Below are 14,836 nucleotides of genomic sequence, written 5' to 3'. Positions count from 1 at the left end.
TGCAATTGAGGGCGGCCATCGCTGTCATGCGGCCGCCCTCACAGCCGTTTATTCCGCTGCCGTCGCGACCGAGGGTAGGCCAGCCAGCGCCATCGCAAGCTCCGACTCGTCATAGGACTGGTCGGTCAGATCGCCGGCGAAGTAGTCGGTGTAGGCCTGCATGTCGAAGTGGCCGTGGCCGCAGAGGTTGAACAGGATTGTCCGACCCGTGCCCGCCTCCTTGCACTTGAGCGCCTCATCAATGGCGCCCTTGACCGCATGCGTTGCCTCCGGCGCCGGCACGATACCTTCGGCGCGGGCGAACTGAACGCCGGCTTCAAAGCATTCGAGTTGCTGATAGGCGCGCGCCTCAATCAGGCCGAGCTCATGCAGGTGGCTGACTAACGGGCCCATGCCGTGATAGCGCAAGCCACCAGCGTGGAAGCCAGGCGGCACGAAGGTCGAGCCCAGGGTATGCATTTTGACCAGCGGTGTCAGATGACCCGTATCGCCGAAGTCGTACGCAAATTTGCCGCGGGTCAACGAGGGGCAGGCCGCGGGCTCCACGGCAATCACGCGGACATGAGGCCCGCCGCGCAGCTGCTCGCCGAGAAACGGATTGACGAGGCCGGCAAAGTTGCTACCGCCGCCAGTGCAGCCAACGATGATGTCAGGATAGTTACCGGCCATGTTCATCTGCTCGATGGCTTCTTGGCCGACCACAGTCTGGTGCAATAGCACGTGGTTGAGCACGCTGCCGAGGGCATATTTTGTGTCGTCGTTCTGGGCCGCCATCTCAACCGCCTCCGAAATGGCGATACCGAGGCTGCCCGTAGAATCCGGATGCTCGGCGAGAACGGCGCGGCCCGACTGAGTCTCTTCCGAGGGGCTGGCGACGCAGCGGGCGCCGAAGGTTTCCATCAAAGCCTTGCGATAGGGCTTCTGCTCGAAGCTGACCTTCACCATGTAGACATCGATCTCGAGGCCGAACAGGTTGCCGGCAAAAGCCAGCGAGGAGCCCCACTGGCCGGCGCCTGTCTCAGTGGTGATCTTCTTGGTTCCGGCTTCCTTGTTGTAGAAGGCCTGGGCCACGGCCGTGTTGGGTTTGTGGCTGCCGGTTGGACTGACACCTTCGTACTTGTAGTAGATCTTGGCTGGAGTATCGAGCGCACGCTCCAATTGGCGGGCGCGATGGAGAGGGCTCGGGCGCCATTGACGATAGATTTCACGCACTGGCTCGGGGATCTCGATCTCGCGCTCGGCCGAGACTTCCTGGCCGATCAGCGCCATCGGGAAAAGCGGTGCCAGATCGTCGGGACCAATGGGCTGTCCGGTGCCGGGATGCAGCACTGGCGCCAAGGGCTCCGGCAAGTCAGCGTTAATGTTGTACCAGGCCTTCGGAATCCGATCCTCAGGCAGTGTGTATTTCACGGTATCTGTCATGATTCGCTCTGTACCTCCCCAGCAGGCGACCGCAGCTTGCGGCACATTATTATTCCTTGGCAAGGTAGCATATTTGTCGGCGATCGCCAGGGTGCCGTCGTCGTCACCTTCGATCAAAGAGTTGAAGCCTATGTCGTCGTCCCGGCCTTCGGCGATGAAGGCGCGGGGAATATCAAGGCTTGGAGGGCCCGTCACCCAAACAGGCGTCAGCTCGGCGCCGACGTCGCCGATTAGGCGGTCGTAGGGCGCCATACCGGACAAGAGGTCGGCAACCGCAGAGCTCTAGTTTGGGGATGTCTCCGGAATTGTTCGATGCACGGCGATACGTTCATACCATGTGTCGTTACGGGCCTGCGGCGCGCGTGCCAACCCTTCGACAATGCGTTATGCAGAACCAGGACTCTCCTATCAGGAGAGGGAGGTTCCGGGGCTCAGGTCAAGGATGGTGTTTTAGAATCTCGCTTCAGCAGCAATAACAATAAATTTAGGAGTGCAGGCTATGGCAGATAACTATGAGACATTAAGGTACCAAAAACAGGGCGCGCGCGCTCGCATCACATTTAATCGGCCAGATATCCTCAACGCCGTCGCCATGACCGGTGCGTACGAGGTTGATGCGTTGGCAGCTCGAATTGCCGAAGATGAAGAGATTCGTATCGTTAGCATCAACGGCACTGGGCGGGCATTTTCTACCGGAATCGATCTCAAGGATCTCGCCGCCGGGTTGATAGATAATAGTTATTTTGATCTTTGGGACCGCGCACTCAGGCGCTTCGAGACCATGGACAAGTTGGTGCTCTGCCTTATCCATGGCTATGCGCTTGGAGGTGGCTTGCAGCTCGCTCTAGCTTCGGACATCCGCGTTTGCACGCCGTCTGCCAAGCTCGGCCTGCCGGCCATCAAGGAAGGCCTAATACCGGGTCTCGGCACGCTTCGCCTGGCGCGCTATATCGGCCTTGGCAGGGCTAAGCGCCTGATTATCACCGGCGAAATGATCGATGGCACCGAGGGCGAACGTATCGGCATGGTCGATTATCTCGTCTCTGAGGACAGAGCCGAAGCGGAATTCGAGGAAATCATCGCCCGCGTCAGCGCGGTCAATTCAAAAGGCTGCCGGCTCTCCAAGCAAATGTTAAATAGCTGCTATGACCTTGATTTCGAAACATTTTTTTCACTCTATAAAGAACGTCAGCTCCGTGCCACAAGCTCAGACGATTTTTCGGAGGCAATGATCGCATATCGCGAGAAACGCTTGCCAAATTGGTCTTAGCAAACAGGGGCATCGCCATGATGGCTATCGATTTCCGCACCGCCCCTGAGCGCCAGCTTGTCGCTAACCGGCGGAGCCTGGGGCGGCTTGGCCATCGTTATCCTTTTTTAGCCGCGCAAGAAAATCTATCAGTTGTGCCATTTGTGCCTTGGCTTCGTCAGCGCGGGCGATGGCATCCCGGTTCTGCCAATCGTAGAAGCCCTTGCCCGATGCGGCACCAGTATCGCCGCCGGCAATCATGGCCTGGACCATTGGATTGGGCTCGGCCGAATGATGCAGCGCCGGCACGATGCTTTGCTGGGCAAGCGCGTGGACGCCGAGTCCACTGAGATCCTTTTGCTCGATCAGCCCCGTGATGCACATGCGTGGTCCGAACAGGGTGCGGGCGAAGGCATCGACGTCTTCGACCGTCACGACACCTTCCTCGATCAGATGATAGGCCTCATGCAGCACCGCATGCTGCAGCCGATTGATGAGAAAGCCGATAACCGGTTTGCGAAGCATGATGACCTGTTTGCCGCTTTGCTCCAGCGCCGTCCGCGCACGGTCTGCCACCTCGGGAAGGGTCTCCTCCAGCATGGCGCATTCGACCATGGGCAGGGTGTCCGCCGGCTGCATGTAATGGGTGGCGAGAAAGTGCTTCCGGTTACCTTGGGATAGGGGTGCGGCAATTTTCTCGATCGGCAGGCCAGAGGTGTTGGTGCCGAGGATGATGTCTTGCGCGCCAGTGCCGTAGCAGGCTTCGAGCTGAGCAAACAGAGCGTGCTTAAGGGAGATCTCCTCTGGCACCGATTCGATGATAAGGTCCGGCGCCTCGGTCGGTGGTTCAGACACAGCCGTCATACAATGGGGCAGGGTGCCATGGCGGGCCGGATTTCGGCTAAGCACGATCGTCTCGAAGCCGGCACGCGCAAAGGACAGCGCGATGCCTCGGCCCATGGTGCCGTATCCCACGACCATCACGCGGCGGACGGAATGTTCGTGTTTTTCGTTCATGCAACTGCCTCTTTGCCTCACGTTTGGACACAGTATGATCGATCCTCGGAGGGAAGCCATGGATGATTCTATCCACCAATCGTAGGGCGGCTGTGGCGGTCGGTGGCTGTCTCTACGGTTTTTCAGCCGTATTGGTGCGCCTGAGAGGCTGCGGGAGCTCGGCTTGGATCATGCGGTGCTCGATGAGGCCGCGAAAATTGCCGTAGATGTCGTGGCGGAGAGCCTGCGCTGGTTCAGTCTTGACGCCGTTGGCACTGTTCTCGAAAACACCTGGAGTGACGAACACTCCGCCTGAGATTTCCACTGGAAAGGGAGACACGATGATCGACGATACCGCGACGCAAGCGCAGCTTGACGCGCTGGCCAAGCTCGACACGCCTACTGTCTGTAACGCCATAGAATTGGTCGAGGAAGGGCGTCGCGCTTTTGGCTTCACCACTAAGATGCTGCAGCCCATCCGGCCCGAACTCGGTGTTATGGTGGGCGTTGCTCGCACGGTGATGGTGCGCGCCAGTCGGCCATCGACGATGAACGCGGATACCATACGGACAACGCGTTTCGGCTATCTGGACTATGTCGAATCCGCGGTCCTGCCGGCAATCTGCGTCGCCCAGGATCTCGATGACGGCGACGCGGGTTTCGGTTGCTTCTTCGGCGAGGTCAATAGCGCCATCCACATGGCGCTCGGCTGTCCGAGCCTAGTGACCAACGGCAGCATCCGCGATCTCGACGACTTGGCGCCAGGCTTTCAAGCTTTGGCTGGCAGCATCACTCCCAGCCACGGTTTTGTCCATGTAGTCGGTTTCGGCGACACCGTTGCAATCTCCGGCATGACGGTGAATTCGGGCGACCTGGTGCATGCCGACAAGCATGGTGCAACAGTTTTGCCGCGTGGTAAGGCGGCAGAGGTGCTAAAGGCGGCTGATCTGATGAGGCGGCGCGAAGCGGTGGTACTAAAGGCGGCGCAGGCGCCGGGCGCCGATGCCGAGGCTATCAAGCAGGCGTGGCTCGAAATGGCGAAAGTGAATTAATCGTCTTTTTGCCATCAACGTCGATGGCGATGGTCCTGGCCTGCCGCCGGTTAAGGCGATGGCAACATTCGATCGCTTTTGTTCCGAGTGCCCGGTCGGCGAAAAGTTTGCCATCCACTCGGGCCCGAAATTGTTTGGGTTGACAAAGCCCTCGTGCAGGCACGTGCCATTGCGGGCGATCGCATCGCCGACGACCTGGTGGTGGATAACAAAGTATATTTATGGTATATGATTATACTTTGAACAGGATAGCCTAGCAATAAATTAGATACCCTTAGTTCTGGTAACTGCTGTTCGCCAAGATGCCAGTAGATTTGCGCGGTATTCCGCGTCCATATTCGGCTCAAAGCGACGCTCGCGGTGCCAGCGGTTTGCGATGTCATCCAGGGATGTAAAGAGGCCGGCTTGCAGGCCGGCAAGATAGGCGGCGCCAAGGGCTGTAGTTTCCATCACGGCCGGGCGGTCCACCGGTAGGTCGAGGATGTCAGCAAGGCATTGAGCAAGCCAGTCATTAGCCACCATTCCACCGTCGATACGCAGCGCTGATGGTGCGGCGCCGTCGGCGGCCATGGCGGCGAGCAGATCGTGGGTCTGGAGACAGACGGATTCGAGCGCCGCGCGGGCTAGCTCCGCCCTGCCCGTGGCGCGCGTGATGCCGTAGAGTGCGCCGCGCGCATCTGCGTCCCAATGGGGTGCGCCGAGGCCGGTGAAGGCTGGCACCAGCATGACACCGCCGCTGTCGGCGATGCCGCGCGCCAGAACTTCGGTCTCGGGCGCGTTGGCGATGATGCCGAGGCCGTCGCGTAGCCACTGCACGGCAGCGCCGGCGACGAAGATTGAACCTTCGATGGCGTAGGTCGGCTTGCCGGCCAGGCGGTAGGCGACCGTGGTCAGTAGGCGGTGTTGCGAGGTGATGGCCTGTGCGCCGGTATTGAGCAGAAGGAAGGCGCCTGTGCCGTAAGTGCTTTTCACCGCGCCGGGTGAAAAGCAACCTTGGCCGATGGCGGCGGCTTGCTGGTCGCCGGCCATGCCGAGGATGGGGATGGGCCGGCCGAACAGCGAGGGTTCGCTTTCACCGAAGGCAGCGGCGCTGTCGCGCACCTCAGGCAGGCACGTGCGCGGTACGCGAAAGGCTGACAGCAGTTCGTCATCCCAGGCCTGCGTGTGAATGTCGAACAGGCTGGTGCGGCTGGCATTGGTCGCTTCGGTCAAATGCGCCTGACCTCCGGTCAAGCGCCAGAGCAGGAACGAATCCACCGTACCGAAAGCGATCTCGCCGCTCTCGGCTCGGTCGCGAGCAGCCGCCACATGGTCGAGCATCCAGGCAATCTTGGTAGCCGAGAAGTACGGGTCGAGCAGCAGGCCTGTGCGTGCCGTTACGACCTCCTCCAACCCGTCGGCGCGCAAGTTGGCACACGTCTCGGCCGTACGCCTGTCTTGCCAGACGATAGCGTTATGGATCGCTTCGCCCGTGCGCCGGTCCCAAAGCAGCGCCGTCTCGCGCTGGTTGGTCAGGCCGATGGCGACGACTCGCCGCCCGCTTCTCTCCGCCGACGCCAGGGCGCTGCGCGAGACCTGCAGCGTCGAGCGCCAAATATCCTCGGGAGCGTGCTCGACCCAGCCGGGATGAGGAAATTTCTGCGGGAACTCTTCCTGCGACAGGGCCACCACTTCGCCCGCGGTGTTGAAGACGATGGCGCGGCTGCTGGTGGTGCCCTGGTCGATGGCAAGAATGAGCGCGTCGTCGGCCATGTTGTGGTTTATATCAGGGCGTCATGGCGTTCTGGCGCGAAAAGGTGATGACGGAGATGACACCCGCGGAGTGGGAGATGCTCTGTGATGGCTGCGGGTTATGCTGTCAGTTGCGCATCGAGGATGAAGGTACGGGCGAGATCGCGCTGTCCGATGCAGCTTGCCAGCTACTCGATCTGGAGACTCACAATTGCAGCGATTATGCTAACCGTCGCGCCCGTGTCGCCGACTGCGTCAAGGTCAGGCCCGAGAACGTGATGAAGCTAAACTGGCTGCCCCAGACCTGCGCCTATCGCCTAGTCGCGCAAGGCTATGACCTGCCAGACTGGCACCATCTGATCTGCGGCGGCCGCGACCGTGTGCATACTGACGGCCCGTCGATGCGCGGCGATCTGGTTAGCGAAGACGACGTCCACTGGGACGATTAAGCATATGGCGTCTTGAAGACCTTGTAGCGATCTTCGGAGCGCAGCAGAAATTCCACCGCTGCGCCCTCGCGGACTATGGTCAGCGGCACGGTCGCCCCGGCCTCCCCAAGGCTCCAAAGCCGCTCGTAGAAGTCGGCGAGATCCGCGACCGGATGTTTGGCCACCCGGAGCACCACATCGCCGGCTACTACGCCGCCGCGGGCAGCCGGGCTGTTGTCGGCGACATGGGTCACCAGCAGGGTGCCTTGTGTGTCCATGGTGAAGATACCGAGCCAAGGCCGTGACGGCCGTTGCACACGTCCGTCGGCAAGCAATTGATCGAGGATGGGCAGCAACAGCTCTGTCGGTATGAACATGTTGCCCTGACTCGGCTGCTGTTCGCCCGCATCCTCCACCAGCAGAGAGCCTAGACCGCCGACCTTGCCATCACTGCCGATCAGGGCTGAGCCGCTCCAGTTGGGATAGGCGGGCGTGGTGAAAATGGCGTCGTCGAGGTAGTACTCCCAATAACCCGAGAAGGGTCTGCGCGAGGCGACGGTGACTGGCATCGCCTGTTCGCGACCGCCGCGCCCGGCCACCAATGCTTGCTTGCCCTGTCTGAGCGCCGCCGTGGTGCCTAGCGGCGCTTGTGCGATACCGAGCGGAGCACCGGCGCGGGCCAGGCCAAATCCGGTCTCAAAATCGTAGCCGACGAAATCCGCCTCCACCCAGCGGCCCTCGATATCGGCGATTTCGATAGCACTGCATTCAAGCATCAGATAGCCGATGGTCAGCACCAGACCGCTGTCATCGATGATGACCGCATTGCCCTCGCGTTCGGTGCCCAGGATCGCCGCGGTCTGCGCCTCGTCCGGAACCTCGGTCCGAAAGCCGGTGACTGCCATGACCGCCGCTTCTGCGCGCTCCGGAAGCTCCGGCACTCCGACCCCACCCGCCGGGTCCAGGGTCTGCATCAACGCTTCGGGCTTATGCCCGTTTATGTGTTTTTCTTTGGCCATGCTCTGCCGCCGTGTCAGTGATCTCAGCGTCGAAGTATACCCGTTACCGAAAAAGAAAGGGCCGCCTCTTGCGAGGTAGCCCTAGTGATCACCTGGAGGCTACTGTCATGGTAGCCTTCCTTTGTGCGTCTTAGTCTGGCGACCGGTCGGTTCATATCTTCTCTACGCGCACGGCACAGTATTTCAGCTCGGGGATCTTGCCGAAGGGATCTAGCGCAGGGTTGGTGAGTAAATTCGCCGCTGCCTCAGCATAGCAAAAGGGCACAAAGACGGTGCCTTTGGGAATACGATCCGCGAACCGCGCGGCGAGGGTGATGGCGCCACGGCGTGTGGTTAGCCGTACCTTCTCGCCGGCAGCGATGCCGAGGTCGGTGGCGTCTGTGGGTGCCAACTCGCAGACGGCCTCGGGCTCCAGCGCGTTGAGTACCGTCGCGCGGCGGGTCATCTGGCCGGTGTGCCAGTGCTCCAGCTGACGTCCCGTCGTCAGCACGAAGGGATAGGCCTCGTCTGGGGTCTCATCGGGCGGCACCAGGCCGGCAGGCACGAAAAGCCCGCGGCCGTCCGCGGTGGGAAAGCTATCGCCAAAGAGTACCTCGTGGCCGGGCTTGTCCTCGGCGTTGCAGGGATAGGTGACCGCGTCCTCACGCTCCAGCCGCTGCCAGGTTATGCCTTTGATTGAGGGCATGCAGCCGCGCATCTCGGTATAGACATCGGCCGGGCCGGTGTAATTCCAGTCAAGGTCAATGCGGCGTGCGATTTCTTGCACGATCCACCAATCCTGGCGGGCGTCTCCGGGAGGTTCGACGGCCTGGCGGCCCATTTGCACGCGGCGGTCGGTGTTGGTGAAGGTGCCAGTCTTCTCGGGGTGTGCGGTCGCCGGTAAAATCACGTCGGCAAAGGCGGCGGTCTCGGTAAGGAAGATGTCCTGCACCACGAGATGCTCGAGGCGGCACAGCGCTTCGCGCACATGCCCGGCGTTGGGATCGGACATGGCCAGGTTCTCGCCCATGACGTAGATACCCTTGATGTCCCCCTGATAGGCCGCCTCGGCGATCTCGACCACAGTAAGGCCGGGTTCGGGATCGAGCGGCGTGCCCCATAAGTCTTCGAACAGCTTGCGCGCGTCTTCGCTGCCCACGGGGCGATAGTTCGGATAGAACATCGGGATCAGCCCGACATCAGAGGCGCCCTGAACATTGTTCTGGCCGCGCAGAGGATGCAGGCCGCTGCCGGCGCGCCCGACTTGGCCGCACATCAGTGCCAGTGATATTAGGCAGCGCGCATTGTCGGTGCCGTGGACGTGTTGGGCGACGCCCATGCCCCAGAAAATCAGTGCCCGCTTTGCCTCTCCATAGGCGCGCGCGACGGCCCGCAGGGTCTCGGCTGGCACGCCGCAATGTTCGGCCATAGCCTCGGGCGAGAACGCCTTCAGATGCTCGACAAGTGCGTCGAAGCCCTCAGTATGAGCCTCGATATATTGCTTGTCGTAGAGCTCTTCGTCGACGATGACATGCATCACCGCATTGAGCATGGCGACGTCGGAGCTGGGGCGTTGCTGCACGAAGATGTCGGCATGGCGTTTGAGCGCCTGGCCGCGCGGGTCCATAACGATCAACGTGGCGCCCCGCTGGGCCGCATTCTTGATGAAAGTGGCGGCGACGGGGTGGTTCTCGGTTGGGTTGGCGCCGATGACGATGATGGTCTCAGCGTTAGCGGCTTCCGCGAACGGCGCGGTGACGGCGCCAGAGCCGATGGTCTCCATCAGCGCTGCCACCGAACTCGCGTGGCAGAGCCGCGTGCAATGGTCAACATTGTTGGTGCCAAAGCCGGTGCGCACCAGCTTCTGCACTAGATAGGCTTCCTCATTGGAGCCCTTGGCCGAGCCGAATCCCGCCAGTGCCGCGCCACCGTCTCGATTGCGGATGCGCTTGAGGCCGGACGCCGCGACGTCCAGCGCTTCCTCCCAGGTGGCGTCGCGGAAGTGGCTAGACGGGTCAGCAGGATCGACGCCGTCGAGGGTCTTGGCGACGCCGTCCTTGCGGATTAGTGGAACCGTGAGACGGTTGGAGTGGTTGATATAGTCGAGGCCGAAGCGGCCTTTGACGCAAAGCCGGCCTTTGTTGGCGGGACCATCACGGCCCTCGACGCGGCTGATGCGCCCACCTGCGACGGTGTAGGTCACCTGGCAGCCAATACCGCAATAGGGGCAGATGCTGTGAACCTTTTTTCCCTCACTCGCCGCCTGCGCCGGCAACAGCGCGCCTGTCGGACAGGCTTGAACGCATTCGCCACAGGCGACGCAAGTCGAGTCCCCCATGGCATCGGCCATGTCGAAGACGATGCGGGCGCCGGCACCGCGTCCCGCCATGCCGATGACGTCGTTGACTTGAACCTCGCGGCAGGCGCGCACACAGCGGGTGCAGTGAATACAGGCGTCGAGATTGACTGCTATGGCCGGGTGGCTGTTGTCGGCCGCCGCTGCGTCGCGGACCGGAAAGCGGCTTTCCATGACACCCATGATGTCGGCCCATCTGGTTAGCTCGCAAGCCGCTTCGGATGGCTGGTCGGTGAGCAACAGTTCCATGATCATTTCGCGGGCCTTGGTTGCGCGCGCGCTGCTGGTCACCACCATGCCGTCCGCGGGCTCGCGCAGACAGGAGGCGACGAGATCGCGCTCGCCCTCGATCTCGACTATGCAGACGCGGCAATTGCCGTCGGCGCGATAGCCAGGCTGCGGCGTCGCGCAAAGATGGGGGATGGCGATGCCGGCGCGGCGCGCGGCCTGCCAAATGCTCTCGTCGGGCTCGGCCGTGATTGTCTGTCCGTCAACAGTGAAGCCGGTCACGGCAGCACCTCGTCAGGAAAGAATTTCAGTGCACAGCGCAGGGGATTGGGTGCAGCCTTACCGAGACCGCAGATAGAGGCCTCCGCCATCACCTCACAAAGCTCTTCCAACAAGGCGCCGTCCCAGTCGGGTTGCTCGATCAGCGCCACGGCCTTTTCCGTGCCGATGCGGCAGGGCGTGCATTGGCCACAGCTCTCCTCGGCGAAAAAGCGCATCAGGTTGCGCACCGCAGCGGCGATCGAGTCGCTCTCGCTCAGCACCACGATGGCAGCCGAGCCGACAAAGCAGCCTTGGTCATCAAGCATGCCAAAATCGAGCGGTAGGTCTGCTTTCGAAGCAGGCAAAATGCCGCCCGAAGCACCACCCGGCAGATAGGCCTTGAAGACATGGCCCTCAGCCATGCCGCCGCAATGCTCGTCGATCAACTTGCGCACGGTGATTCCAGAGGGCGCAAACTTGACGCCGGGCTTGCAAACGCGACCCGAAACCGAATACGCGCGTAAGCCCCGCCCGCCGGTTTCAACGGTCTCGCGGATCCAGTACAGCGTCTCGACATTGTGGATCAGGGTCGGCCGACCGAACAGGCCGCGCCGGGCGGGAAACGGCGGTTTGTGCCGCGGCAGGCCGCGCTTGCCCTCGATGCTCTCCAGCATCGCCGACTCCTCACCGCAAATATAGGCGCCGGCGCCGCGCCGGAGATAAAGGCCAGTGCCATCACACAGACCGGCCATCATTAATTCACGGAATTCCTTTTCTAATCTTATCCTTATGGCGGTATATTCATCTCTAATATAAAAATAAATATCACTCGCTCCCACGGCCCAGGCGGCGATTAGCATTCCCTCTAGCACGCGATGGGGCTCGCGCCCGAGCAGCCAGCGGTCCTTGAAGGTGCCGGGCTCGCCCTCGTCCGCATTAACAGCCAGCAGCCGCGGTGCAGGCTCGGCACGTACAAACTCCCATTTGCGCCCGGCCGGGAAGCCGGCACCGCCCAAGCCGCGGAGATTTCCGGCGCCGAGTGCTTCGATGATAGTTTCGGGCGTATGCTTACCTGCTCGGCAGGCTTCGAGCAGCGCATAGCCGCCAGCTTCGCGATAGGCAGCATAGCCTTGCATGTCTGGCAATACTGCTGCCACGCCTTTTAGGGCATCATCCACCGCTTCCACTGTGGCGGACAGGATTTGATTGTGCTCGACCGCAGCCACCGGAGCGCAATCGCAGCCGCCCATACAGGGCGCGGTGACCACGCGCACATTGGTAGGATCCAGGGCGTCCGCCAGCATAGTCTGCAAAGCCTTAGCCCCTGCCATCTCGCAGGCGATGCCGTCGCACACGCGGACGGTGCGCGGTGCTGGCGGCGCCTCTTCTTCCCGAACCACGTCGAAATGGGCGTAGAAGCTGGCGACCTCATATACCTCTGCTTGGGACAGGCGCATAGCCTCGGCCAGCGCCGCCAGATGGGCCGCGGAAAGCTGACCGCAGTGATCCTGGATACGGTGCAGATACTCGATAAGCATGTCGCGACGTAGCTCGACGCCAGACAACAGGGCGGCAACCTCGCGCCGCGCCGAGTCCTCGACCTGCCGCCCTTTGGGCTGATAACGGCCACGGTCGCCACCGCCGGGGTGGCGATGACGGTCGCGGGTCTTGCTAGTGGAAGCTGGCATCCGTTTTCAAATCGCGCCGAAAGCTTGGTCGAGATCGGCAATGATATCGTCGATATGCTTGATACCGATCGACAGCCGCACATAGCCGTCAGTCACGCTGGTGACCTCCTGCTCCTCGGCACTGAGCTGGGGGAGTAGGTGATGAAGGCCGGGTGAATGACGAGACTTTGCCCGGGTCACCGACCCTCACCGGTACCCTCGATAGAAAGCCACTTATCGACAGTTTCACAAGGTGGGGACGTCCGCCCTCGACCAACACCCTCGTGCGCCGGCGGCGGCGGCGGCCCGGCGCCCAACTCGTTCTGGTCGATACTCTTCCGCCGGGGGAGGCTTCCTGAGCACACACCAGCGACGAGAAACTGAACGTGCCCACAAAAAGCAGGAAAGCAAGCGGCGCGGGGCAGGCACCTCTTAATATCGCCTGTGAGCCGATCATCCCGCATTCTCCTCTGGATTGATGATAGGGATAGTATGCCACGGTTAGGTAGGGCATTACAGCCGCAGGGCGAAAGACGACACGCTGGCCGGCTTGAAGGGCAAGGGAAGTTCCCGCGCCGCTACAAAGTGTGTGCGTCCTGGTTCAAGCTCATGTCATAGCAAGATGTAGTTGGCCCTGGAGAACCAGCGGGTTGATCTACGATTTTAGCCCAATAGGCCCTGACACGCCTCCACGATAGCCGCCGCGCTCATGCCGTATTTGGCGCGGACCTTGTCGGTGGGACCGACGACGGCATATGTGTCGGGCATGCCGATCATGCGCATGGGCGTTGGGCGCTCTCGCGCCAGCAACTCGGCAACGGCGCCGCCGAGGCCGCCCGTCAGGTGGTGTTCCTCAGCCGTGACCACCGTACCGCATTCCGCCGCCACCAACACCGCCGCCTCGTCGAGGGGCTTGATAGTGTGCATGTTGATGACGCGGGCGGAGACACCGCTCCCGGCCAAAGTCTCGGCTGCTTCCAGGGCCGGGCCGACTAGCGCGCCGCAGGTAATGACGGCGATGTCGTTACCGCTCCACAGCACATCGGCCTTTCCAAGTGCGAAAGATGCGTCCTTGGCTGTCACCGGCGGTTCCTCCACGCGGCCACCGAGGCGGACATAGAGCGGGCCATCGATGTTCTCGCTGGCCAGCGTCGCGTGCCATGCCTGGTGAGCGTCCGCCGGCACAACCACGGTCGTGTTGGGTAGACAGCGTAGCAGTGCCAGGTCTTCGAGCGCGTGGTGGGTGCCGCCGGCGACTCCCAGCGAGACGCCGCTCGCCGCGGCGCCGATCACCACCCGTTGATTGGCGTAGGCGACGTCGTTGCGCAGTTGCTCCATGGAGCGTGCGGTGATGAAAGGCGCGTATCCACAAAGGAACGGCCGCATGCCAGTAGTCGCGAGGCCCGAGGCGATCCCCATGGCATTCTGCTCGGCGATGCCGGCCTCGATGACTCGCTCGGGCGAAGCCGCCATCATGGTGCGCAAGCCGACCAGGTCGAGAGTGTCGGCAGAAACAGCAACGACGCTTTCGTCTTCCTGTGCCATCGCCGTGACGGCCTGCCCGAAGGCGAGGCGCGACTGGTTGGCCATGGCGGACCAATCGGGAAGCGCGTTCATTCGGCCTTCTCCAGCTCGGCTAGGGCCTTTGCATAGACCTCATCGTCGACCACATTGTTATGCCACAAATGGCTGTCCTCGGCGAAGCTTGCGCCCTTGCCCTTGATTGTGTGTGCGATTAGTACGGACGGGGCGTCTGGCGAATAGGGCAGGGCGTCGAGCGCATCGATCACTGCCGCGATGTCATGCCCGTCGATCTCCTTCACCGTCCAACCGAAGGTGCGCCAGCGCTCGGCCATGGGCTCCAGCGACAACATGGCATCCACATGCCCGCTCTGCTGCAGCTTGTTGTAATCGAGGATGGCAGTCAGCGAGCTGACGTCATGGTGCGCCGCGGCCATCGCCGCCTCCCAGTTTGAGCCTTCCTGCAGTTCGCCGTCGCCAAGCATCACGACGGTGCGGAAGTTCTTGCCTTGGAGGCGCGCGCCGAGCGCCATGCCGAGTCCGATGGAGAGCCCGTGGCCGAGCCCCCCAGTGCTCATCTCGATCCCCGCGACCTTGATGTCGGGGTGCATTCCAAGCGGCGATTCGAAACCATAGAAGCGGTCGAGCAAGGCCTCGTCGATAAACCCTATCTCGGCCAGAACCGCTGCCAACGCTGCATTTCCGTGGCCCTTGGAAAGCACAAATCTATCCCGATCCGGCCAATCCGGCTCGTTCGGGCGCAGGCGCAGGTGATGGAAGTAGAGCCCCGCCAGCAGCTCGGCCGCCGATAGGGCGCCGCCTACATGTCCCGAGCCGGCGGCGTGCAGCGCCCGCCAGCTGCTGCGTCGGATGTGCCGCGCCTTGTCGTTAAGTCTGCTCAGCAGCGCTTCGCGATTGCTCGCCATG

The 14,836-nt window shown here is 62.0% G+C and carries 12 protein-coding genes and 1 pseudogene; 4 read left to right on the top strand and 9 right to left on the bottom strand.

What is annotated here, in order from left to right; genetic code table 11:
• Positions 1 to 48 precede the first annotated feature (48 nt).
• Entirely contained in the window at positions 49 to 1,422 is a 1,374-nt protein-coding gene (locus QF629_01310) for a TrpB-like pyridoxal phosphate-dependent enzyme (GenBank protein ID MDP6012173.1), read from the bottom strand.
• A 499-nt stretch (positions 1,423 to 1,921) separates the two neighbouring features.
• Here QF629_01310 and QF629_01305 point away from each other — a divergent pair, with 499 nt between their 5' ends.
• The gene (locus tag QF629_01305) at positions 1,922 to 2,692 is read left to right on the top strand and encodes an enoyl-CoA hydratase/isomerase family protein (GenBank protein ID MDP6012172.1); all 771 of its coding nucleotides are present in this window, start codon (positions 1,922 to 1,924) and stop codon (positions 2,690 to 2,692) included.
• Positions 2,693 to 2,755: 63 nt separating this feature from the next.
• On the opposite strand, the gene QF629_01300 is transcribed toward QF629_01305, so the two are convergent.
• The gene (locus QF629_01300; protein MDP6012171.1) at positions 2,756 to 3,688 is read right to left on the bottom strand and encodes a 3-hydroxyacyl-CoA dehydrogenase NAD-binding domain-containing protein; all 933 of its coding nucleotides are present in this window, start codon (positions 3,686 to 3,688) and stop codon (positions 2,756 to 2,758) included.
• Between the two features lie 163 nt (positions 3,689 to 3,851).
• On the opposite strand from QF629_01300, the gene QF629_01295 reads away from it, so the two are divergent.
• Both QF629_01295 and QF629_01290 read left to right on the top strand, forming a co-directional pair.
• Positions 3,852 to 3,983 (top strand): hypothetical protein, encoded by a 132-nt coding sequence (locus tag QF629_01295; GenBank protein MDP6012170.1) that lies wholly within the window; start codon positions 3,852 to 3,854, stop codon positions 3,981 to 3,983.
• A gap of 25 nt (positions 3,984 to 4,008) precedes the next feature.
• The gene (locus tag QF629_01290) at positions 4,009 to 4,719 is read left to right on the top strand and encodes an RraA family protein (GenBank protein MDP6012169.1); all 711 of its coding nucleotides are present in this window, start codon (positions 4,009 to 4,011) and stop codon (positions 4,717 to 4,719) included.
• Between the two features lie 264 nt (positions 4,720 to 4,983).
• Here QF629_01290 and glpK read toward each other — a convergent pair whose 3' ends face one another.
• Positions 4,984 to 6,471, bottom strand: a complete 1,488-nt coding sequence (gene glpK, locus QF629_01285) for a glycerol kinase GlpK (GenBank protein ID MDP6012168.1) — start codon at positions 6,469 to 6,471, stop codon at positions 4,984 to 4,986.
• 23 nt (positions 6,472 to 6,494) lie between these two features.
• Here glpK and QF629_01280 point away from each other — a divergent pair, with 23 nt between their 5' ends.
• Entirely contained in the window at positions 6,495 to 6,899 is a 405-nt protein-coding gene (locus QF629_01280) for a YcgN family cysteine cluster protein (GenBank protein MDP6012167.1), read from the top strand.
• Here the strand turns inward: QF629_01280 and QF629_01275 are convergent.
• The 6 genes and pseudogenes from QF629_01275 to QF629_01250 form a co-directional block, all read right to left on the bottom strand.
• Positions 6,896 to 7,897: a S1C family serine protease gene (locus QF629_01275; GenBank protein MDP6012166.1), complete on the bottom strand. Its 1,002-nt coding sequence runs from the start codon at positions 7,895 to 7,897 to the stop codon at positions 6,896 to 6,898. The two genes, QF629_01280 and QF629_01275, sit on opposite strands and share 4 nt — an antisense overlap.
• A gap of 151 nt (positions 7,898 to 8,048) precedes the next feature.
• Complete coding sequence (gene fdhF, locus QF629_01270; GenBank protein MDP6012165.1) at positions 8,049 to 10,742, bottom strand: formate dehydrogenase subunit alpha; 2,694 nt, start codon at positions 10,740 to 10,742, stop codon at positions 8,049 to 8,051.
• A complete protein-coding gene (locus QF629_01265) occupies positions 10,739 to 12,409 on the bottom strand; it encodes an NAD(P)H-dependent oxidoreductase subunit E (protein ID MDP6012164.1) in 1,671 nt (556 codons plus the stop codon). Before QF629_01265 ends, fdhF begins: the two co-directional genes overlap by 4 nt.
• 6 nt (positions 12,410 to 12,415) lie before the next feature.
• Positions 12,416 to 12,576: pseudogene (locus QF629_01260) on the bottom strand (PLP-dependent transferase).
• Positions 12,577 to 13,051: 475 nt separating this feature from the next.
• Positions 13,052 to 14,005, bottom strand: coding sequence for a transketolase C-terminal domain-containing protein (locus QF629_01255; GenBank protein MDP6012163.1), 954 nt, complete (start codon positions 14,003 to 14,005; stop codon positions 13,052 to 13,054).
• Positions 14,002 to 14,836, bottom strand: an 835-nt coding sequence (locus QF629_01250) for a transketolase (protein MDP6012162.1), incomplete at its 5' end; no start/stop codon positions are given. The genes QF629_01255 and QF629_01250, both read right to left, overlap by 4 nt.

The organism is Alphaproteobacteria bacterium (assembly GCA_030739735.1).
GTDB lineage: Bacteria > Pseudomonadota > Alphaproteobacteria > UBA7887 > UBA7887 > UBA7887.
The sequence above is the reverse complement of the archived record's forward strand: the minus strand, read 5'-3'. Positions and strand labels throughout refer to the sequence as shown.

Bases quoted from the DNA above. Each gene is read 5' to 3' on its own strand.
- QF629_01280 (MDP6012167.1), top strand. From the start codon at position 6,495: ATGGCGTTCTGGCGCGAAAAGGTGATGACGGAGATGACACCCGCGGAG.
- glpK (MDP6012168.1), bottom strand. From the start codon at position 6,471: ATGGCCGACGACGCGCTCATTCTTGCCATCGACCAGGGCACCACCAGC.
- QF629_01290 (MDP6012169.1), top strand. From the start codon at position 4,009: ATGATCGACGATACCGCGACGCAAGCGCAGCTTGACGCGCTGGCCAAG.
- QF629_01310 (MDP6012173.1), bottom strand. From the start codon at position 1,422: ATGACAGATACCGTGAAATACACACTGCCTGAGGATCGGATTCCGAAG.
- QF629_01275 (MDP6012166.1), bottom strand. From the start codon at position 7,897: ATGGCCAAAGAAAAACACATAAACGGGCATAAGCCCGAAGCGTTGATG.
- QF629_01265 (MDP6012164.1), bottom strand. From the start codon at position 12,409: ATGCCAGCTTCCACTAGCAAGACCCGCGACCGTCATCGCCACCCCGGC.
- QF629_01255 (MDP6012163.1), bottom strand. From the start codon at position 14,005: ATGAACGCGCTTCCCGATTGGTCCGCCATGGCCAACCAGTCGCGCCTC.
- QF629_01300 (MDP6012171.1), bottom strand. From the start codon at position 3,688: ATGAACGAAAAACACGAACATTCCGTCCGCCGCGTGATGGTCGTGGGA.
- QF629_01305 (MDP6012172.1), top strand. From the start codon at position 1,922: ATGGCAGATAACTATGAGACATTAAGGTACCAAAAACAGGGCGCGCGC.